Source organism: Tardiphaga sp. 866_E4_N1_4 (assembly GCF_052076075.1).
Lineage (GTDB): Bacteria > Pseudomonadota > Alphaproteobacteria > Rhizobiales > Xanthobacteraceae > Tardiphaga > Tardiphaga robiniae.
In genome coordinates, this window is the sequence record NZ_CP197242.1 from 1,124,832 (window position 1) to 1,144,043 (window position 19,212).

General features: G+C 63.7%; 21 protein-coding genes. 8 read left to right on the top strand and 13 right to left on the bottom strand.

The genetic code is table 11. The features are described 5' to 3' along the window. Positions 1-80 precede the first annotated feature (80 nt). Both AB8B20_RS05630 and AB8B20_RS05635 read right to left on the bottom strand, forming a co-directional pair. Positions 81-332, bottom strand: a complete 252-nt coding sequence (locus AB8B20_RS05630; protein WP_439071929.1) for a hypothetical protein — start codon at positions 330-332, stop codon at positions 81-83. A 148-nt stretch (positions 333-480) separates the two neighbouring features. Further along, positions 481-1,824 (bottom strand): alpha-hydroxy acid oxidase, encoded by a 1,344-nt coding sequence (locus AB8B20_RS05635; RefSeq protein ID WP_439071930.1) that lies wholly within the window; start codon positions 1,822-1,824, stop codon positions 481-483. A gap of 264 nt (positions 1,825-2,088) precedes the next feature. Here AB8B20_RS05635 and AB8B20_RS05640 point away from each other — a divergent pair, with 264 nt between their 5' ends. The 3 genes from AB8B20_RS05640 to AB8B20_RS05650 all read left to right on the top strand — a co-directional run bounded on the left by AB8B20_RS05640 (position 2,089) and on the right by AB8B20_RS05650 (position 3,895). Then, positions 2,089-2,640 (top strand): hypothetical protein, encoded by a 552-nt coding sequence (locus AB8B20_RS05640; RefSeq protein WP_441253321.1) that lies wholly within the window; start codon positions 2,089-2,091, stop codon positions 2,638-2,640. Between the two features lie 264 nt (positions 2,641-2,904). Continuing rightward, positions 2,905-3,081 carry a hypothetical protein gene (locus tag AB8B20_RS05645; protein ID WP_439071931.1) on the top strand — a complete coding sequence of 59 codons (177 nt, stop codon included), beginning with the start codon at positions 2,905-2,907 and terminating at the stop codon, positions 3,079-3,081. Positions 3,082-3,097: 16 nt separating this feature from the next. Further along, positions 3,098-3,895 (top strand): lytic transglycosylase domain-containing protein, encoded by a 798-nt coding sequence (locus AB8B20_RS05650; RefSeq protein WP_439071932.1) that lies wholly within the window; start codon positions 3,098-3,100, stop codon positions 3,893-3,895. Between the two features lie 64 nt (positions 3,896-3,959). Here AB8B20_RS05650 and AB8B20_RS05655 read toward each other — a convergent pair whose 3' ends face one another. From AB8B20_RS05655 to AB8B20_RS05680, 6 genes are all read right to left on the bottom strand, one after another. Then, positions 3,960-4,328, bottom strand: a complete 369-nt coding sequence (locus tag AB8B20_RS05655) for a hypothetical protein (protein ID WP_439071933.1) — start codon at positions 4,326-4,328, stop codon at positions 3,960-3,962. Next, positions 4,328-7,549, bottom strand: a complete 3,222-nt coding sequence (locus AB8B20_RS05660) for an efflux RND transporter permease subunit (protein WP_439071934.1) — start codon at positions 7,547-7,549, stop codon at positions 4,328-4,330. Before AB8B20_RS05660 ends, AB8B20_RS05655 begins: the two co-directional genes overlap by 1 nt. A gap of 21 nt (positions 7,550-7,570) precedes the next feature. Next, positions 7,571-8,581 carry a divalent metal ion exporter adaptor subunit IhpB gene (ihpB, locus tag AB8B20_RS05665; protein ID WP_439071935.1) on the bottom strand — a complete coding sequence of 337 codons (1,011 nt, stop codon included), beginning with the start codon at positions 8,579-8,581 and terminating at the stop codon, positions 7,571-7,573. Beyond that, on the bottom strand, positions 8,578-9,849 hold the full coding sequence (gene ihpA, locus AB8B20_RS05670; protein ID WP_439071936.1) for a divalent metal ion exporter subunit IhpA: 1,272 nt from the start codon (positions 9,847-9,849) through the stop codon (positions 8,578-8,580). Before ihpA ends, ihpB begins: the two co-directional genes overlap by 4 nt. A gap of 54 nt (positions 9,850-9,903) precedes the next feature. Then, a complete protein-coding gene (locus tag AB8B20_RS05675) occupies positions 9,904-10,260 on the bottom strand; it encodes a hypothetical protein (RefSeq protein ID WP_439073035.1) in 357 nt (118 codons plus the stop codon). Between the two features lie 244 nt (positions 10,261-10,504). Further along, positions 10,505-10,963, bottom strand: a complete 459-nt coding sequence (locus AB8B20_RS05680; protein ID WP_439071937.1) for an ester cyclase — start codon at positions 10,961-10,963, stop codon at positions 10,505-10,507. A gap of 265 nt (positions 10,964-11,228) precedes the next feature. Here AB8B20_RS05680 and AB8B20_RS05685 point away from each other — a divergent pair, with 265 nt between their 5' ends. After that, positions 11,229-11,906 carry a nitroreductase gene (locus tag AB8B20_RS05685; protein WP_320444316.1) on the top strand — a complete coding sequence of 226 codons (678 nt, stop codon included), beginning with the start codon at positions 11,229-11,231 and terminating at the stop codon, positions 11,904-11,906. 107 nt (positions 11,907-12,013) lie between these two features. After that, on the top strand, positions 12,014-13,477 hold the full coding sequence (locus AB8B20_RS05690; protein ID WP_439071938.1) for an L-lactate permease: 1,464 nt from the start codon (positions 12,014-12,016) through the stop codon (positions 13,475-13,477). Between the two features lie 49 nt (positions 13,478-13,526). On the opposite strand, the gene AB8B20_RS05695 is transcribed toward AB8B20_RS05690, so the two are convergent. From AB8B20_RS05695 to AB8B20_RS05710, 4 genes are all read right to left on the bottom strand, one after another. Then, positions 13,527-13,928, bottom strand: a complete 402-nt coding sequence (locus AB8B20_RS05695) for a DUF1330 domain-containing protein (RefSeq protein ID WP_439071939.1) — start codon at positions 13,926-13,928, stop codon at positions 13,527-13,529. A gap of 46 nt (positions 13,929-13,974) precedes the next feature. After that, positions 13,975-14,922, bottom strand: a complete 948-nt coding sequence (locus AB8B20_RS05700; RefSeq protein WP_120292472.1) for a Dyp-type peroxidase — start codon at positions 14,920-14,922, stop codon at positions 13,975-13,977. Between the two features lie 69 nt (positions 14,923-14,991). After that, on the bottom strand, positions 14,992-16,464 hold the full coding sequence (locus AB8B20_RS05705) for an amidase (RefSeq protein WP_439071940.1): 1,473 nt from the start codon (positions 16,462-16,464) through the stop codon (positions 14,992-14,994). A gap of 242 nt (positions 16,465-16,706) precedes the next feature. Then, positions 16,707-17,705 (bottom strand): amidohydrolase family protein, encoded by a 999-nt coding sequence (locus AB8B20_RS05710; protein ID WP_439071941.1) that lies wholly within the window; start codon positions 17,703-17,705, stop codon positions 16,707-16,709. On the opposite strand from AB8B20_RS05710, the gene AB8B20_RS05715 reads away from it, so the two are divergent. Continuing rightward, positions 17,673-18,059 (top strand): hypothetical protein, encoded by a 387-nt coding sequence (locus AB8B20_RS05715; RefSeq protein WP_439071942.1) that lies wholly within the window; start codon positions 17,673-17,675, stop codon positions 18,057-18,059. The genes AB8B20_RS05710 and AB8B20_RS05715 overlap by 33 nt on opposite strands. 117 nt (positions 18,060-18,176) lie before the next feature. Here the strand turns inward: AB8B20_RS05715 and AB8B20_RS05720 are convergent, their stop codons facing one another. Continuing rightward, the gene (locus tag AB8B20_RS05720) at positions 18,177-18,536 is read right to left on the bottom strand and encodes a hypothetical protein (protein ID WP_439073036.1); all 360 of its coding nucleotides are present in this window, start codon (positions 18,534-18,536) and stop codon (positions 18,177-18,179) included. Positions 18,537-18,648: 112 nt separating this feature from the next. Here AB8B20_RS05720 and AB8B20_RS05725 point away from each other — a divergent pair, with 112 nt between their 5' ends. Next, the gene (locus tag AB8B20_RS05725; RefSeq protein WP_089264025.1) at positions 18,649-18,882 is read left to right on the top strand and encodes a hypothetical protein; all 234 of its coding nucleotides are present in this window, start codon (positions 18,649-18,651) and stop codon (positions 18,880-18,882) included. After that, positions 18,882-19,178, top strand: a complete 297-nt coding sequence (locus AB8B20_RS05730; RefSeq protein WP_089264024.1) for a type II toxin-antitoxin system RelE/ParE family toxin — start codon at positions 18,882-18,884, stop codon at positions 19,176-19,178. The genes AB8B20_RS05725 and AB8B20_RS05730 overlap by 1 nt, the downstream gene beginning before the upstream one ends. Positions 19,179-19,212: the final 34 nt, after the last annotated feature.

A 19,212-nucleotide genomic window follows, 5' to 3' on the forward strand; every position in this document is an offset into this window, starting at 1 on the left:
CAGAAAGCCGCAATCCACCCCGTGGGCGACAGATGCGGACATTCAGTGATCTACAGCTACAATGCCGTCTGCTGCTTCGCTCAAGACCTCGCGACGCACCGGAAGCCGAGCACCCAGAGGTTGCGCACTTTGGGACCATCGAAGGTGAAGATCGGCGCGCCCAGCCAGTCGATATGCTTGCCAGTCGGCGGCTGCCCGAACAGCGCTTCGCGCTGGATGCCGTGGAAGAACACCTCACCGGAAACGCGGTGCCCCTCCTCGATCACTACCAAAATGTCCGTCGCGTAGTGCTGCGCCAAGCGAGGGCGGATTAGCGCAGCGTAATCCGCCACAGCAATTTCTCGGCGGAATACTCTTCGCTATTCCGCCCTACTCGCTGCATTTCCCCAAATCACTTGGAATCTTGTCGCGCGCGGTCAAACCGTCGATGGCCATGATCCAGGCATGAGGCGCTGTTGCTTCATCGGAGGTCGCGCACGGCTAGGCGCTGGTGACGCAGCGCCGCGTGATGTGGTTGATGTCCAGCGCACCCACCTGCCGCATGATCGTGATGAACTCATCGTCCAGGATCTGCAGCACCCGGTCCACGCCGGCCTCGCCGAACGACGCCAGGCCCCACACGTAAGGCCGGCCAATGCCGACGGCCGCGGCGCCCAAGGCGAGCGCCTTCAGGACATCGGTGCCGCGGCGTACGCCCCCGTCGATGAGCACCGGGATGCGGCCGCCCACCGAATCCACGACCTCTGCCAGCACACCGATCGTCGATTGCCCGCTCTCTTCCGCGCGCCCACCGTGATTGGAGACGATCAGGCCGTCCACGCCGTGGCGCAGCGCCTCCTTGGCGTCCTCACCCGTCATGATGCCCTTCAGCACGAGCTTGCCCTTGACGATCCCGCGCAGGCGATCGACGAACTCCCACGTCATCCCGGTGCCGTAGAGGTTGGTGACTTTGGAAACGTCGATGTCCGCGAAGTTGGCCTTGCGGCTGACCTCATTGGTGAAGCCCGGTGTGTGACAGCCCGAGCACTCGCGCAGGTCCTGGCGCCGCTCGCGGAACAGGGTTTCGGTATTGCGGCCGCCCTGGCGGTCGACCGTGAGGACGATCGCCGGAGAACCCGCGTTCTCGGCGCGTTGCACCAGCGCGCGCGTCACGTTCCAATCATCGGTCGGATACAACATGAACCAGGCGGGCCGGCCGTGCGCCTGGTTGACGTCGACGATGCTCGCATTATCGACCGTCGAGAGAATCATCTGATGGTTGCGCTTGGCAGCGGCGCGCGCCACGGTGACCCCCGCCTCGGGATCGTAGGCGCCGAGGCTGCTGACCGGGCACATGAAGATGGGGCTGGCCCAGGTTTCGCCGAAGATCTTCACGCTGGTGTCGATCTTTCGGGCATCGATGAGACGCTGAACGCGGATGTTGTACTTCGCGAAGGCCGTGTGATTGGCGTCGCGCGTCACGTCGCCGTCGACGCCGCTCTGGAGGTAGCCCCAGTGCGCCGGCGCGTCCTGGCTGAGCACGGCCTTCTTCGCCGCCGGCTCGAACTCAAACACGTCCAGCGCATCGGCCGGAGCGGTGATGATGCCGTCCGGGCCGAACGCTCTTCGCGAGCCGCGCAGCACGTCGTAGCTCTGCGCGAGCGCATCCGAGTTAGCCGTCAACAGGGTGGAGATCGTACCGAGAGAGGTCGCCGTGAGAAGAGGACTAGCGGCGAAAAAACGCAGCAGTTGGCGGCGCGCGATCATGGTGCGCTCTGAAACGTCCGACGCCTCGGCTGCACTTGTCGCCTTCACCAGCGTCGTCCTGCGCGAGAGACCTGTCATCGTGTTCTTTCGAATGCGAATGAGTGCTGCAGGTTAGGCGGATTGGTCTGTATCGTCGTCACGTCAGTGTCATCAGGTAGGCGATGACATTCCGGCGATATAATGACAATTTTGGTCGCATGTCCATCGGCAAGCGGTGGCCGGATGAGCGCAGCGTAATCCGCCATCGTCATATCGGCGCAATACGCTTCCGCCTTCGCTCTGCGAGCTACAGCAGACAGGTCACACTTGCGCGCCACGCGTTGACGTCGGACGTTGCACCCGTTGGGAGGCGACCGCGGGTCGACCTACGTTATTGACGAGTCCTGCGATGCTCTATCTAGTTGCCGCGGGGCCGTCACGCGGCAGCCCGATGACCGGAATATCAATATGCGCTTTCAAATAGCTCGCTGCCTCACGCGTCTCACCGTCGCAACTCTGCTGTCCGCCGCACTGTCGCTGCCCGCTCACGCGGAAACCGGCAAAGTCCGCTTCAAGTTCTTCAAGGCCGGATGGTTCATCGGAGCGCAGGCAGGGAGCGGAATCCTCAGCTTCCGTGGTGAGATGTATCCGTTTCGCATCGGCGGCGTGAGCGCGGGCCTGACGTTTGGGGGCTCCTCGACCGATCTGGTCGGCGCGGCGCAAAATATGCATCAGGCTTCGGACATCGAAGGCATTTATACGGCGCTCGGTGCAGGTGTGGCGGTCGGTGCAGGCAGGCGCGCCATCCAGATGCGCAACGCCAAGGGCGTCGTCCTGACGCTGGAAGGCGAGCAACTGGGCCTCCAGTTCGATTTCGACCTGAGCGGAATGAGCGTCTCCATCCAGAACCAGTAATCGGATGCACCAACGTCGATGCGTTGGCCTTCACTGCGACATCCAACCAGCAAGCGTAATCCACCAACGTCGAGATGTTTGCTGCCGGTGAAACCATCGCGACCCGCGCGTCACGAAACCCGGCCGCTCGCCGTCCGGCGCTGTGAAGCGGGGCGACTGCGTATCGCGAAAGCAAGCGTAGCCCGGATTACGCGGAGCTTATCATCGGGCGCGCGACGCGCGACCCGTTGGCTTCATCCGGGCTACAGACTATTATAAGTCCTCATGAAACTAAGCCAGAAATCCGACGCCGTCTGGACCTCGCAGCAGGACGAAGAATTGCGGCGGCAATTGTCGGTCGGTCGCAGCGTCAACGAGATCGCGATCCGGTTGAAGCGGTCACCGCTATCAGTCCGCACCCGCGTCAAGAAGCTCGGCATCAGCCAGCCGCAGGTGGATTAGCGCGCTGCCATCAGCCATGACGAAGGGCCCATTCATCTTCAGCGCCAAACGCCGTCGCCGCTGGCGGCGCAGCCTGCGCTCGGCGCAACGGACGCTCGCGAAACTGCCCCGCGCCATTCAAATCACTGGCGCCGTCGCGATCGTGCTGGTCACCCTCGTGCTGTCCAACCTCATCTATCACGTGATCCACAAGCCGAGCGAGTTGTTCTTCTTTGTCGGCCACAGGCTGGACAAGGAGCCGGCCGAGACGTGGCGGCATTACGGGCCGCTGTTTCGCGCCTTTTCGACGCGGTCGATCACGCCCGAATTGCTCGCTGCGCTGGCGCAGGTCGAGAGTTCCGGTAATCCCCTGGATCGCACCTATTGGCGCTGGCGGTTCAGCTTCAATCCGTTCGCGATCTATCGGCCCGCATCCAGCGCCGTCGGTCTCTTTCAAATGACCGATCCGGCCTATGCCGAAGTTTCGCGCTTCTGCATCCGGGCGAACGCGGTTCAGGATACGGGCTGCGGCTTCGGCCCCTATATTCGTGCCATCCCGAGCCATGCCACCGAGCTCGCATCGATCTATCTGGACCGCAATGTCGCCGCGGTCCTCGCGCGCGCCGGCGGCGTGGCGCCGACCCCGCAACAGGTGCAGGATCTCGCCGCCTTCATCCATCTGTGCGGTGGAGGACCCGCCACCGCTTATGCGCGCCGTCGCTTCCAGATGACGGCCAATGAGCGATGCGGCGACCATTCCGTTGCGGGTTACGTCTCCAGGGTCAACGCGCTGAAGCGCAAGTTCCTGCTGATGGCATCCGATAGCGACAAATAGCGCGTAGTTTGGGTCGAGCAAGCGCCGCCGGGATGAAGCTCTTGCGTCATCCGGGATTGATCCCTCAGTGCTTGAACCTGGCCTGGCCAGACTTGCCGTCGGCGGTCTTCAGCGTGACGCTCACCGAAGCGCCCTTGGCGATGTCGCTTTTCGCTTCGGCCTTCAATGCAGTCCCGGAGGTGACGAGCGGCAGTGTCTCACGGTCGCTTCCGGAGGTCAGCAACACCGCGCCGGAAAAGCCGCTGCTCGGGAGCGGCTTGTTGGCCTCGTCGAGGATGTTGAAGGTCAGCACCTTCCCCGCAGCGATCATCTCGACATGCACGCCGGCGACATCCTCCATGGGTCCACCGTTGGGCCCCTTCTGATGGGCGTGCTGCGCCATCGCCGGCGCCGCCAGCACCAGCGCGGATAGGACGAGCAGGATTGTCTTCATCAATGGTCTCCGTGGATGGCATGGACAGGCTTCGCCTCCGCATGGGCAGGCGACGATTCCCGGCGGAACAGGATGTAGAGCGCCGGAAGAACGAGAAGCGTGAGGATGGTCGAGGAGACGATGCCGCCGATGACAACGGTCGCGAGCGGGCGCTGCACCTCGGCCCCCGCCCCCGTCGCGATCGCCATCGGCACGAAGCCGAGCGAGGCCACCAGCGCCGTCATCAGCACAGGCCGCAGGCGCGTCAGCGCGCCTTCGCGCACGGCCTCCACCACCTTTTTCCCTTCGAGGCGAAGCCGCGCGATGAAGGTGATGATGACAAGACCGTTGAGCACCGCCACGCCCGAAAGCGCGACAAAGCCGATGCCCGCGCTGATCGACAGCGGAATGTCACGCAGCAGCAGCGCGAAGATGCCGCCCGTGAGCGCCAGCGGCACGCCGCTGAAGACCAGCAGCGCGTCAGCCACGGAGCCGAGGCTGATGAACAGCAGCAGGAAGATCAGCAGTAGCGCGATCGGGACCACGATGGTCAGACGCTGCGTCGCCGAGACGAGCTGCTCGAACTGGCCGCCCCAGCCGATCCAGTAGCCCGCGGGCAATTTGACCTTCTGCGCGATCTGCTGCTGCGCCTCGCCGACGAAGGAGCCGAGGTCACGTCCACGCACATTGGCGGAGACGACGATGCGGCGCTTGCCGTCCTCGCGGCTGATCTGGTTCGGGCCCGGTGCGACCGAAATCTCCGCCAGTTCCGACAGCGGCGCATAGCGCATCTGGGCCAGCGGCGAGGTCCCGAACGCCGCCGGCATCGCCTTGCTCTGGCTCGGCTGGCCCTCCAGCGGCGGCAGCGGGATCGGCAGCGCCTTGATCGCCTCGATATCCGTCCGGAGGTCGTCCGGAAGGCGCACGACGAGGTCGAAGCGGCGGTCGCCCTGGAACACCAGGCCGGCGGTCTTGCCGCCCACCGCAATCTCGACCAGGTTCTGCACGTCCGACACGCTGATGCCGAAGCGCGCCAGCGCCTTGCGGTCCAGCTTGACCGTCAGCACCGGAAGCCCGGCGACCTGCTCGGTCTTGACGTCCGCGGCGCCCTGGATGTTCTGTAGCGCCGACTGCACCTGCCCCGCGATCCCTGCCAGCACATTGAGGTCGTCGCCGAAGATCTTGACGCCGACGTCGCTACGCACGCCCGAGATCAGTTCGTTGAAGCGAAGCTGGATCGGCTGCGAGAGTTCGTAAAGACTGCCTGCGACCTCCTCGGATGCGGCCTCGATCTCCTTCATCAGATCGAGCTTCGACTTCTTCGGATCCGGCCACTGGTCGCGCGGCTTGAGCATGACATAGCCGTCCGAGATCGACGGCGGCATCGGGTCCGTCGCCACCTCCGCGGTACCGGTGCGGGCGAAGGATTCCTTCACCTCTGGAATCCTGGCCAGCCTCCGCTCGAGTGCCATCTGCATCTCGAGCGATTGCGTAAGGCTGGTACCGGGGATGCGCATCGCCTGGATCGCGACGTCGCCCTCGTCGAGGCTCGGGATGAACTCGCCGCCCATCCGCGTCGCGGCGTATCCGCTCACGACGACCAGCGCCACGGCCGCGGCCGCCACGACGAGGCGCAGACGGATCGCGAGATCGAGCAGCGGCACATAGGTCCGGCGCGCTGCGCGCATGAACCAGTTTTCCTTCTCGGAGACCTTGCCGGTCACGAACAGCGCCACAGCGGCCGGAACGAAGGTCATCGACAGGATGCTGGCGCCCAGGAGCGCCATCAGTACGGTCAGCGCCATTGGCGTGAACATCTTGCCTTCGACGCCGGTCAGCGTGAGCACCGGCAGATAGACCACCGCGATGATCAGCGTGCCGAACAGGCTGGGCTTGATGACCTCGCGCGAGGCTTCGATGATCGTCTCAAAACGTTCCTCGCGGCTGAGCAGGCGCCCTCGCTTCGCCTGCTCATGGGCGAGCAGACGCAGGCAGTTCTCCACGATGATGACAGCTCCATCGATGATGATGCCGAAATCGATGGCGCCGAGGCTCATCAGATTGGCGCTGACCTTATTCTCGAACATGCCCGTGATGGTGAACAGCATGGACAGCGGAATGACGAGCGCGGTGGCGAAGGCCGCCTTGAAGTTTCCGAGGATGAGGAACAGGATCGCGATGACGAGCAGCGCGCCCTCGACCAGGTTCTTCTCGACGGTCGTGATGGTCGCGTCGATCAGATGGGTGCGGTCGTAGATCGCGCGGAGAGAGACGCCTTCCGGCAGCGACTTCTGGATCTGCTCCAGCTTCTGCCCGACACGCTGCGCCACGGTCCGGCCGTTCTCGCCGATCAGCAGCATCGCCGTGCCGAGCACGACTTCCTTGCCGTCGACGGTCGCCGCGCCGGTGCGCAGGTCAGTGCCCTCCTTGACCTCCGCGATGTCGAGGATGCGGACCGGGACGCCATTGCGGGAGCCGATGACGATCTGCCGGATTTCCTCGACATCGGCGACCTGTCCGGGCGTGCGCACCAGATACTGTTCGCCGTTCTTCTCGATGTAGCCGGCGCCGACATTGGCATTGTTGTTGGCGAGCGACGTCATCACGTCGCGGAAGCTCAGACGGTAGGCCATCAGCCTGGCCGGATCCGGAAGCACGTGGAACTGCTTCTCGAAGCCGCCGATGGTGTTGACCTCGTTGACCCCCTGCACATTGCGGAGCTGAGGCTTGATGATCCAGTCCTGCACGGTCCGCAGGTCACTCGGCGTGTAAGGCTTGCCTTCGGCGTTCTTCGCCCCCTCCTTCGCCTCGACGGTGTACATGTAGATCTCGCCGAGGCCGGTGGAGACCGGTCCCATCGCCGTCTCGATGCCGGTCGGCAGCGAGTCCTTCACCCGCTGGACGCGTTCGTTGACCAGCTGACGCGCGAAATAGATGTCCGTGCCGTCTTTGAACACGACGGTGACCTGGCTGAGGCCATAGCGCGACAGCGAGCGCGTGTTCACGAGGTTCGGCAGGCCGGCCATCCCCGTCTCGATCGGGAATGTGATGCGCTGCTCCACCTCCAGCGGCGAGAAGCCCGGCGCGTTGGTATTGATCTGAACCTGGACATTGGTGATGTCAGGAACGGCATCGATCGGCAGGCGCGTGAAGTTCCAGACGCCGAAGGCGCCCATCATCAACACAGCGATCATGACCAGCCAGCGCTGGTGCACGGAGAATGCGAGAAGCCTGTCGATCATGGTTGAATTCCCGGAGCGAGCTCAGTGTTCATGGGACGCCGATCCCTTTCCGAGCTCCGCTTTCACGATGAAGCTGTTCTTCGCCGCGTATCTGTCGCCGTCGAGCAGTCCGAACAGGATCTCGACATTGTCGGAGTCGCGCGCACCGAGTTCGACGTCGCGCGCCTCGAACTTGTCGCCGCTACGGACGAAGACGACGCTGCGGTTCTCGACCGTCTGGATCGCCGACGCCCGAACGGCAATCGCGACCGGCTTGGCCGACAGGATCAGGCGTGCCGAAACGAACAGGCCCGCACGCAGGCGCATGTCCATATTCGGCACGACGGCGCGCGCGAGTGCGCTCTGCGTGTCGCTGCTGCCAACCGGCGAGATATAGGACAGGCTGGCCTCGATCGGCTTTCCGCCATCGCCGACATCGATCAAGATCCTGTCGCCGATCCGGACGCGCGGCAGGTTGCGGCGGTAAACGGACAGATCGACCCAGACCGTCGAAATGTCGGCGACGATGAAGGCCGGCTTCTGCTCGGAGGCATATTCGCCGAGCGAGATCTGGCGGTCGATCACCGTCCCCGAGATCGGCGCCCGCATCTCATAGACGCTCAGGCTCTGGTTGCTCTCGATCTTCGCGAGGAGTTCGCCCTTCTCGACGGTGTCGCCGATGCGCTTCTTGATCTCGCGCACGACGCCCGGAAAACGCGGCGTCACCTGCACCAACGTCTCCTGATTGGGCTGCAGGATCCCGTTCAGCACCAGAGAGTCGTGCAGCGTTTCGCTTCTGGCGGAGAGGATTTCGATGTTGGACGAGGCGACGCGCGCGTCGCTCATTTCCACGACGCCCTCGTCACCGTGGCCTTTCTCGTCGTGGCCCTTCTCGCCTTTCACCTTTTCACCTTTGGCCTTGTCGCCCTGCCTGGCAGCCTTGGAGGCGGCCGCGGTCTGCGTGTCGGACTTGCTCGGTGCGGTGGCGTAGACCCCGGCGCCGAGCGCGAAGATCGCGGCCGCAGCCACCAGGACCATGATTGGCTTGTTCATCGTGCGCTCCCCCGCGCCAGTGCAAACGGATTGCCGACCAGCCCCTCGATGGTGGCGACGGCGACGTGGAAATTCTGCTGGGCTTCCTGTTCGCGCAGGCGCGCTTGCGCGACGCTGGCCTGGGCGTCGAGCACTTCGAGCAGCGAATAGCGTCCCTGCCCGTAGCCTTCGGAAATCGCGTCGGCCGCGTCCCTGGACTTGGGGATCGCGGTCTCGCGCAGGATGGCAAGTTCGCGCAGCGAGCCCTGCAGCGAGTCGTAGGCGCGGCCCGCCACTACGATCAGCATGTTGCGGTTGCCCTGGCGTTCGGCAGCGGTCTTGGCGAGGCTTTCCTGCGCGGAGAGGATGTTGCCCTGGTTCTGGTCGAACACCGGGATCGGCACCGACAGCGAAAGCCGAACGGCGTTGTCGCCGGTCTCACTGAAGCGGCGCCATCCGGCGGATACCGTGACGTCCGGATAGGGCTTCAATCGGGCGAGCAGCAGTTCGGCGTTGCGCTGCGCATAGATCGCCTTCCAGCGGACGAGCTGCGGATTCGCATCAATCGCCGCGACCACCGACTGAAAGGTCGGCGGCCTGCCGGTCGCGTCCAGCCGTCCGGCGACGGCCGCGAATTTCGCCGCGCTATCGCCCATCAGGATCGCCAGTTCGCGGCGCGCGCTAGCGAGCGACGACCTGGTGCGCTCCCGGTCGGCCTTGACCAGTGCCGATGCGACCTCGGCGCGTCCGGTCTCTGCGATGGATGATGCGCCGGCCTCGACGCGCCGCTGCAGCAGCGGCGAGATCTTGTCGATCGCCTCGATCTGTTCGTCGAGGATCTGGATCCGTCGCTGCAGGCCGAGCACGCTCACGAAGGCGATCGCGGTCTCGGACAGCACTTCAAGCCGGACGGCCTGGCGTCCGATGCCCGCAGCATCGAGGCCCGCCTGACCGGCAGCGATACGCGCATCGCGCTTGCCCCACAGCTCGAACATCTGGCTGACCTGCAGCGTGGTCTCCGCCGAGCGTGTTCCCCTGTAGGCGCCCGAACCGAACGAATTGTCCTGTTCGTACGAAATCTCCGGATTGATCAGCGCGCCGGACTGGATGCGCTGACCGCGCGCAATCCCGACGTCACGCTCGGCGGCGGTCAGACGCGGACTGGCGGCGAGCGCGCGTTGAAGCGCAGCACCCATGGTGAGGGTTTGCGAATGAGCTACCCCCGTCAGCGACGAACTGACGAAGAGCACAGCCGCGCACGCGAAACGCGTGGCGATCTTCGAGAACATGATGGAAACCTGACGAATGACGGAGTCTGGGCGCTAAGCGCCCGGCGATGACGGTCAGGTCAGGAATTTGGGTGGGGGAGGATCGATCCCGCGCGGCAGGCTGCGACGCTCGACATCGTGGAAAACCGCAGTGCGGGTCTCGATGGAGACGGGCATCGCCGCGAAGACTAGCGGCTGTGCCGTCACAGAGAAGCAGCCGTGGCAGTGATTGTCCGCGACGACTCCCTTGTCGGAATGGCCGGTCGCCTTCTCCGCGAGCGAGACGGTCGTCGCTCCGGACGGATTGGTCACATCGAATTCGCAGAGACCGTGCATGGCGCCGGCGAAAATGTACGTCGCCAGCACGACCATCACCAACGCCCTGCGCGGGATGCGCAGCAGGCCATGGGGAAGAATGCGGGCGAAAATCATCACTTTCAGCGTCTCTTTCAAACTCTGCGAGCGAGGTAGCACGGATCGGCGATTCATGTCGATCCGCAACAATGTAACAACGTATGGTTATGCGCAGGGTACGCATTGCCTGCGTGTTACCATGTTAACGAGTAACCAGATCGCAAATGTGGCAAACGCGACGTCTGGCCACATGGTCATGATCGCGGGACGTAGCCGCAGGAGAGGAACTCAACCGGACGGGTTGAGTGCGCTTCGGCCAGTCTCACCGAGACGTGGAAAATTCGTTGCCCTGCATGCCATCTGTCCCGATCTGCCCGAGCAGGCCGTAGATGTCACCGAGCACCCAGAGGTCGCGCACCTTCGGCCCGTCGAACGAAAAGATCGGCGCTCCAAGCCACCCGACGAGCTTTCCTGTCGGCGGATTGCCGAACATCGCTTCGCGTTGAACGCCATGGAAGTAGACCTTGCCGGCAACGCGATTGCCCTCCTCGATCATCATGAGAATGTCCGTTGTATAATTCTGCAGCACGCCGGTGACCCAGCGGACATAGTCGGCGAACTGGTCATGTCCGACCAGCACCGGTCCGAGCGATCCCCTGAAGGTGAAATCCTCATGGAAGATTTGCGGGATCAAAGTCACATCCGCATGGTCCCACATATCCTTGTAGAAGGCACGGACCACCTCCTTCTGCGGCGTGAGCGTCACGCCGTCGAACGTCATTGGCTTTTCAAGATGATCGCTGCGTGTGTTCATCGCCCTCGGCCCGGCATGATGGGATTGAACAACAACACTAGCAATCGCAGGGCGGATTGGCGAAGCGTAATCCGCCGCCATGGAGATGTTTGCGCAGCGGAATACGCTTCGCTGTTCCGCCCTGCAACTGAACGGCGACCGCCTCCTGCCCCTCACGTCAATCTTGCACACGGCCCAGGAAACCGGGAATATCCCGCCCAATTCAGAAACGCCCCCGGGAGATTCCAGGCCTATGAAGTTCGATGACGTCATTCTCGGCCGCCGCAGCATCCGCGGCTACAAACCAGATCCGGTCCCCAAAAAGCTGATCGAGGAAATCATCAACCTGGCGATGCGCGCGCCGTCGTCGATGAACACCCAGCCATGGAATTTCTATGTCGTGACCGGCGAGCCGCTCGACAGGATCCGCGCCGGCAATACCGAACGGATGATCGCAGGTATCCCGCAGTCACGCGAATTTCGCACCGGTCAGGCTTTCGGGGGTCATCACCGCGACCGGCAGGTCGGCGTCGCCAAGCAGTTGTTCTCGGCCATGGGGATCGCCAGGGACGACAAGGAGATGCGGCAGGACTGGGTGCTGCGTGGCTTCCGTCAGTTCGACGCGCCGGTCTGCGTGATCGTGACCTATGACCGCGTGCTGGACGGCAGCGACGATACGCCGTTCGATTGCGGCGCCGTGGCGACCGCCCTCGTCAATGCCGCCTGGTCGCGCGGCCTTGGCGCCGTGATCAACAGCCAGGGCATCATGCAGTCACCGGTGGTGCGCGAGCATGCCGGGATTGCGGACGATCAGGTCATCATGAAAAGCATTGCGCTCGGATGGCCGGATGACAGCTTTCCCGCCAATGCGGTGGTGTCCGAACGCAAGTCGGTCGAGGAAGCCACGGTGTTCGTCGGCTTCGACGGTTAGCAAGCGCTGGGCGGATCGACGTTGCACGCGCCCTATGCGCGCAGCGCGGTTGACGTCCCCGCCTTTCCCGCGCATCCAGCCCCCAACGAGAAACCTGGGGGCGGAACGTGCTTTACCTGATCTGGGCGCTGCCCGCGCTGGCGGTGATCGGCGCCATCGCCAGCGGACTCGCCGGCACGCTCCCCGCCTCGCTGATCGGCCTCGCCACGGCGCTTGCAGTCGCGCTGGCCACCGCCCCGCAGCTGTTCGGGATCGCTGACGCTGGAACGGCGCTGCTGCGCGGCGCATGGATCGGCTGGATCGTCGTGCCGTATATTCTCGGCGGGTTGCTGTTCTGGCAAATGGCGATCCGCCCCGGCGACGCAGCCATGCCGGTCGAGACGTCACTACCGGATGCGCGAGCGCGGCGGCGCCTGCTGTTCACCGCCTGCTATCTGATCGGCCCCTTCGCGGAATCCGCGACGGGCTTCGGCATCGGCATCATGGGAACGATGGTGCTGATCCGCCGCCTCGGCCTGAAGCCGATCGAGCTCCTCGCCTTCTCGCTGATCAGCCAGACCATGATCGTGTGGGGTGCCATGGGCAGCGGCGCGGTAGTCGGCGCTGCCTTCGCGCGGACCGATCCCACGGCGCTCGCGCTGCACACCAGTCTCATCTATCTCGTGTTCAACATCCTGTGGCTGCCCATCTACTGGCGCATGGCGGAGCGCGCCGGCATCACGACCGACTGGCGCGAGCGCGCCAGCGAAGCACTCTGGCTGCTCGGCAGTCTCGGCCTCGCCATCGTTGCAACGGCGTTTCTCGGGCCGGAGCCGGCGATGCTGGCGGCGTTCGGGCCGGCCATCGTGCTGCGTTATCTCATCGACGAGAAGCCGGACCGTGTGGCGATCACCGCTGCTGCACGGCGCATGCTGCCATTCACGCTGCTAATCGGCTGGCTCGCACTGACACGCCTCGTTCCGCCGCTCAATCACCTCCTGCAGTCGTCTTGGAGCGTCCAGCCTTTCGCAGGCGTGCCTATCTGGGCGCCGTTGTTTCACGCCGGCACCTGGCTGGTCGCAGCCGCCGTGCTGACCGCCCTGCTGCACGGCCATCAGCGGGCCTTCCCTGCGGAGATCGCAGCCGCCTGGAAGACCGGCCGGCTCGCCGTCCTTACGGTGATCGTGTTCTCGATGATGGCCGAACTGCTGTCGCGCTCGGGCATCGCCGGGGGCCTCGCCCGCGGCATGTACGACACGTTCGGGGTCTGGTCGGTGACGGTCACGCCGATGATCTCGGCCGTGTTCGGCGCGCTGGCCAATAGCGGCAATGCGGCCAACGGATTGTTCATGCCGTCGCAGCTCAGCCTCGCCACCGAGGCCGGCCTCGACGTCGCCGCCGTCGTCGCGCTTCAGCACGCCGCGGCACTGTCGCTCAACATGGTCTCGCCGGTGCGGATGTCGATCGTCTGCAATCTCGCAGGCACCCCCGGCCACGAGCGGGACGCCTATCGCGCGATGTTCCCCTTCGTCGTGATCATCGTCGCGGTTCTGCTCGTAATCTCCATCCTCATCGCCACCCGGCTCATCTGAGGTTCTGGATCGATGCCGCCGGTTGGCTGAAAGCCGGTGGTGATCACCCTCACCCGATCTTGAACTTGCTGTAAGCCTCGCTCGTGCAGATGATCACATGCTCGGCACAGCCGTTGGTCCGGTGCGGGTCGCAGAGATTTTCATAGTCCGGTGACGTCATCATCTCGATGAAGGCTGCAACGGAGGGATAATAAACCAGCGCCAGATAGTCCCGCTGCTGGTGATCCGGTTCGCCGAGCGCGACGGCCTTGGCGTCACCGGTCCACAGCAAGGTGCCGCCGCGTGCCTTGATCATCGGCACGGTCAGCGCGCTGTAACGCAGATAGGCGTCCCAGCCCGACCCATCGCCGTCGAGCGAGCGCTCCCGGAACCGCATCAGATTGACCATGACGACCGGCCCCTGATGCGCGAGCTCTGTGAGACCCTTGATATTCAAGAGATCGACACCCATGCACAATCTCCTGTTTCAGCAAGTGGTGGGCAGATAAGCGAACCGGTTAAGCCTCGGGATCGACATCGTCCAGAAACGTCGCTGTGGGAACGAAGAACAGCGTCCCCGTCACCGCGCGGCTGAAATCCAGCAGATGGTCGTAAGTGCCCGGCGGGTTGCCGATGAACATGTTCTCCAGCATCTTCTCAATGCGCTGCGGGGAACGGGCGTAACCGATGAAATAGGTGCCGAACTCACCTTTGCCCACCTCGCCGAACGGCATGTTGTCGCGCAGGATTTGAAGCTGCTCCCCGTTCTCTTCAATCGACGTCAGGACGTTGTGCGCATACGGCTTCTTCTCGGAATCGCGCTGTTCGATATCGGACAGCTTGTGCCGGCCGATGATGTTCTCCTGTTCCTCGACGGGCACCTTGTTCCATCGCGCGACGTCGTGCAGATATTTTTGCACGATCACGTAGCTGCCTCCGGCAAAGCCAGGATCTTCATCGCCGACAAGGGTGGCCGCGTCAGCGGCCTGACCGACAGGGTTTTCAGTTCCGTCAACAAAGCCGATCAGATCGCGGTCGTCGAAGAATTTGAAACCGTGCACCTCGTCCACGGCCGAAACCGCGTCGGCGAGCCGCGACATGATGTGCGTCGCCAGCTCGAAACAGAGATCCATGCTCGCCGCGCGGATGTGAAAGAGGATGTCGCCGGGTGTCGAAACGGCGGTATGCACGCCGCGAATTTCGCGAAACGGATGCAAGTCTTTCGGACTCGGCGCTCCGAACACCCGACTCCAGGCGTCAGAGCCGAACCCCATGATGCAGGACAACTGCCCATTGAGATTGCGGAAGCCCACGCCGCGCAGCAGGCTCGACAGGTCGCCGCACAAGCCACGAACCGCCTTCTCGGGGGCCGGTCCGGGATTGATCGTCACGACCAGGAATATCGCCGCCCGCGTCAGCCTGGCAGCGACCGACTGGGACACGGGAGCCGGTAAGCTTGAAACCATGTTCGATCCATTCGATATCCGCTGTGTCACGCATCTTTAGCGCGACGAAGACAAGATACGCCGACACGCCTATTGCCGGCTGACATGCTTTGCCGGCAGCTTGCCGCCATTCCACTTGCCGTCGATCGCCCGCTCGATCTGCGCGGCCAGTTGCAGTAGCAGGCCGTCATTCGCCTGACGCGTCTGCGCCTGGATGCCGAGCGGCAGCCCGTTTTCCTGCGCCGCGAGCGGCAGCGAGATGCCGGGGATGCCGCACAGATTGGCGAGCGGCGTATAGGCGAAGTTCTTCCACAGGTTGGCGAACCAGTCATGCACCGACGGATTGGTGCTGGTGGTGAGATATTCTGATGTCCCGACCTTCGGCGTCGGCTTGGCGGTGATCGGCGTCAGGATGATGTCGTAGCGCTCGAAGAAATTTCCGAAGGCCCGCGAGGTCGTGTTGAACACCGCCTGCATCGCGTTGCGCTCGGTATAGGACGTGTTCAGCCCGCTCTCCCAGATCTTGATGTTGATCGGCTCCAGCAGATCGGTGGTCGGCTTATCCAAACCGAGCCGCGCCAGATGACCGGCGATCACCTGCGCGAAATTGCTGATGTAGCAGGTCGTCTGCGCGGCGAACGCGTTGCGGAAATCCACCTCCGGCAATGCCCATTCCACGTGATGGCCGAGCCCTTCGAGCATTTTGCCGACATGCTCCAGCTCCACAACGAAATGCGGCGGCGCTTTGTAGTCGCCCCACTCATGCGACAGCGCGATGCGTAGCTTGCCCGGGTCGCGCTTGATCAACTCGCTATAGGGTTCGGCCGGCGACCAGAACGGCATGAATTCGCCAGGAGCGCCGCCGCGGCAATTGTCGACGAAGGCTGCGGTGTCGCGCACGCTGCGGCTGACGCAGCCCTGGATCGAGACCAACCCGGAGAGATCCGACAGCGCGGGCGCCAGCGAATAGACGCCGCGCGAGACCTTCAGGCCGATCAGGCCGTTCACGCCCGCAGGAATGCGGATCGAACCACCGCCATCCGTGGCGTGGGAGATCGGCAGTACGCCGGCCGCGACCATCGCCGCAGAGCCGGCGGAGGAGCCACAGGTGGTGTAGTCGGTGTCCCAGGGATTGCGGGTAACATAGAGCTTGTTCTCGGCCGAACTGCAGACGCCGAATTCCGGCGTAGTGCTGCGGCCAATGATGTTGAGCCCGGCGCCCCGGATCTTGCCGGTCAGGAAGCTGTCCTGCGCGGGGCGGTGCCCCTGCATGATCATGGAGCCGAATTCCTGCAGCCGTCCCTTCAGGGTCGGGCCGAGGTCCTTCATCAGGTAAGGAACGCCAGCGAACGCGCCCTCGGCATTCATACCGTCCTTGGCAGGATCGGCGACGACGTCGTCGAACACTTCGACGACGGCATCGAGCGCGGGATTGGTGCTGGCGATGCCGGCCGCGGCCTGCGCCGCCAGATCGGCCGGCGTCAGGTCGCCCTTGCGCACGCGCGCCGCCAGCGCCACGGCGTCATGTTTCGCCCATTCGTCCCAGCTCATCGCCAATGTCATGTCGCACGTCCAATTCGAGATTCGGTTGGTGCGAGCCTAGACCGGATGGCGGTTTTCTCGAAAGCCGTGGCAGATGCCTTGAGCGCGCGGCAGACGCAGGGCAGACCAGCGTGCCGAATGGCGATCGCCGTCACCCTCCCCGGCGGCGGCGGTAAATTCCAGCATGACGTCGGCGTGCGGCGCCATAGCCGGGCCAGCATAGCCCCGGGTCGCTCCGCTCACCCGGCTACGCGCCGCTTTCGTCAGTTTGCCGAGAACGGCAGAGAATACGGCCGTCCGAACGGGACCCCGCCGCGCACCGTCTGAACCGCCTTTAGATAGGCCTTGCCGGTGCGGGGCTTGTTCGAGGTGTCGAGCAGCTCCACCGGACCCTCGACGAGTTCGAGAATGGCCACGTCCGCGGGCGCACCGACCTGCAGCGTGCCGAGCTTGGGCACACGGTTGATGACATTGGCCGGCTTGACCGTGGCGGCCGCGATCACCTGGTCGAGCGAGAAGCCAAGCGCGAGAAACTTGCTGAGCACCCAGGGCAGATACGGCCGGCTCGGTGTGTTCGCCGCGGCCACATGGACGTCGCTGGAAATCGTATCGAACACGAGCCCCTGCTGGATTGCCTCCTCGGCAATGTCATAGTCGAAGCTGCCGGCGCCATGACCGACATCGATGATGACGCCGCGCTTCTTGGCTTCCAGCAGCGCCGGAAGCACCTTGCCGTTCTGCACCGTGTTGTTGCCGAGCGCGCTGTAGGGATGAGTCAGGATGTCGCCGGGACGCAACGTATCGACCAGCACCGACAGATCGCCCGGCGCATTGCCGATGTGGCACATCACCCGCCCCTTGGTGCCCGAGCGTTCAACGGCCAGAATGGCCCGCTTCAGCGGCTCGATGCCGTTATTACCGACGAAAGCCAGCGTCTCGCGCACCTTGGCGCCGAGCACGAGATCGGGATTTTCGGCGATGGTGCGCGCCGCGGCATCGACATTCGCATAGTCGATGTTCAGCAATTCGCCCACGGGAAAGCCCGCAAGGCCGATGGTCGAGATGTGCACGAAAGCAAACAGCCGGCTGCGCGAATGCCCGACGACATCGCGCTTGAATCCGGCAAAGGTGTTGGCGCCGGCATCTCCGGCACTCACATAGGTCGTCGTCGCCGAGAACGGCACCAGCTCGTCCGGCGGAATGCCGATCGCCGACCCATAGGGATAGACATGGGTGTGAAGATCGACGAGGCCGGGCGTCACCAGTTTGCCCTTGGCATCGATGCTCTGCTTTGCGCGCTCCGCTGGAATGCTCGGCTCAACGGCGGCGACCTGCCCGAACTTGATGCCGATATCGCGAATGCCGCGCAGATTCTGGCTGGGGTCGATGACCTCGCCGCCCGGATTACGAGATCGAAATTCTCGGTGGGCTGCTGGCCGAACGTCCCCCCGGATGCGCCAAGCGACCCAAGCATGGCCGCGCCACCTGCCAACACATCACGTCGTGAAATCTTAGCCACTGATATCTCCGCCCCTGAACCAAAGTCCTGTCGGGCGAAGATAGTGGCCGGAACTCGAAATGTGCTTTCGTTGATTTTGATTTCACGGCGCTTTTGAACTCCGCCGCGATCAACCCGGAGCAACAGATAGTCGCTGCGATGATTTAATGAAGGTCGCTACAACGTCGACCGGAAACTTTCACGGGAATCGGCGCTGCGAGATGCGCCGCCTCGCCTAGCCGCAATTCCAGATCGGTCCGATCGGGGTTCGCGTCCAGCATGGGCCCATGCTGCCGCCATTGTACTGGCCGCGATAGAAACCGGGCCGGCCGAAATAATACTTCTCGCCGTCGGACCAGCGGTAATAGACCGGGGTACGGTCGATATACCAATGGCGCCGGTCGCGTTTGGCCATACGCAGGTCCGCGCGCTTCTGCATGAACAGCGGAACACTGTTATTCAGCGGCTGGTGATAACCCGGCAGGAAGCCGTAGCCCTTCCATTGCGGCGGCTTCTTCTTGACCGGCGCCGCCAGCGCAGCGGCAGAGGTAAGCGACAGGAGGAGAGCAATCGATAGACACATGAATCGCGACATGCCCACAGCATAGAGATTTAGCACGCGGGCAGCCATTCAAATTCAGGTGGGGCGGATGGATTCCTCAGGGCATCCCCGTGACGTTGTGTCTCCGTCGTGATACCTTGACGCCATGAAAACCAAGCCCCTTGCCGATATCCTGGAACGCGTCGAGACGTGGCCGCCACATGTGCAGGACGAACTGGCGGCCTATGCCCGCGAGCTTGAAGCCGGCGTGAAGGGGGACGCCTATCAGCCAACGCCGGAAGAACTTGCCGGCATCGATCGCGGATTGCGGGCTGCCGATGCTGGCCGGTTTGCCACCGTGACTGATGTCGAAGCCGCCTTCGCCAAATTCCGCCGCTGATGAAGGTCGTCTATACAGACGAAGCTCTCACAGACATCGATCAGATTGCTGACTGGCTTATCGCCCATTATCCGGCGATCGCCCCCACTGTCGGACGGCGTATCCAGGCTGTCGTCGCGCGCATCGCACGATGGCCAGACAGTGCCCGCCTCGTTCCCGATCGCCCGCATGTTCGCGCCGCACCGCTCGGCCGCTATCCTTATGTCGTCTTCTATCGCGTGACAGCAGACACGATTGAAATCCTCCACGTCCACCATGCTGCGCGACAATTGCCCGACGACAACGAGAAAACATAGCGAAACACCTGCGATTGCTGAGCAGCGATCCCGA

Coding starts and splice junctions, on each gene's coding strand:
- ihpA (WP_439071936.1), bottom strand. CDS start 9,849: ATGTTCTCGAAGATCGCCACGCGTTTCGCGTGCGCGGCTGTGCTCTTC.
- AB8B20_RS05655 (WP_439071933.1), bottom strand. CDS start 4,328: ATGAAGACAATCCTGCTCGTCCTATCCGCGCTGGTGCTGGCGGCGCCG.
- AB8B20_RS05660 (WP_439071934.1), bottom strand. CDS start 7,549: ATGATCGACAGGCTTCTCGCATTCTCCGTGCACCAGCGCTGGCTGGTC.
- AB8B20_RS05705 (WP_439071940.1), bottom strand. CDS start 16,464: ATGACATTGGCGATGAGCTGGGACGAATGGGCGAAACATGACGCCGTG.
- ihpB (WP_439071935.1), bottom strand. CDS start 8,581: ATGAACAAGCCAATCATGGTCCTGGTGGCTGCGGCCGCGATCTTCGCG.
- AB8B20_RS05715 (WP_439071942.1), top strand. CDS start 17,673: ATGGGTGTGAAGATCGACGAGGCCGGGCGTCACCAGTTTGCCCTTGGC.
- AB8B20_RS05700 (WP_120292472.1), bottom strand. CDS start 14,922: ATGGTTTCAAGCTTACCGGCTCCCGTGTCCCAGTCGGTCGCTGCCAGG.
- AB8B20_RS05635 (WP_439071930.1), bottom strand. CDS start 1,824: ATGACAGGTCTCTCGCGCAGGACGACGCTGGTGAAGGCGACAAGTGCA.
- AB8B20_RS05685 (WP_320444316.1), top strand. CDS start 11,229: ATGAAGTTCGATGACGTCATTCTCGGCCGCCGCAGCATCCGCGGCTAC.
- AB8B20_RS05650 (WP_439071932.1), top strand. CDS start 3,098: ATGACGAAGGGCCCATTCATCTTCAGCGCCAAACGCCGTCGCCGCTGG.
- AB8B20_RS05680 (WP_439071937.1), bottom strand. CDS start 10,963: ATGACGTTCGACGGCGTGACGCTCACGCCGCAGAAGGAGGTGGTCCGT.
- AB8B20_RS05720 (WP_439073036.1), bottom strand. CDS start 18,536: ATGTCGCGATTCATGTGTCTATCGATTGCTCTCCTCCTGTCGCTTACC.
- AB8B20_RS05675 (WP_439073035.1), bottom strand. CDS start 10,260: ATGATTTTCGCCCGCATTCTTCCCCATGGCCTGCTGCGCATCCCGCGC.
- AB8B20_RS05695 (WP_439071939.1), bottom strand. CDS start 13,928: ATGGGTGTCGATCTCTTGAATATCAAGGGTCTCACAGAGCTCGCGCAT.
- AB8B20_RS05645 (WP_439071931.1), top strand. CDS start 2,905: ATGAAACTAAGCCAGAAATCCGACGCCGTCTGGACCTCGCAGCAGGAC.
- AB8B20_RS05725 (WP_089264025.1), top strand. CDS start 18,649: ATGAAAACCAAGCCCCTTGCCGATATCCTGGAACGCGTCGAGACGTGG.
- AB8B20_RS05730 (WP_089264024.1), top strand. CDS start 18,882: ATGAAGGTCGTCTATACAGACGAAGCTCTCACAGACATCGATCAGATT.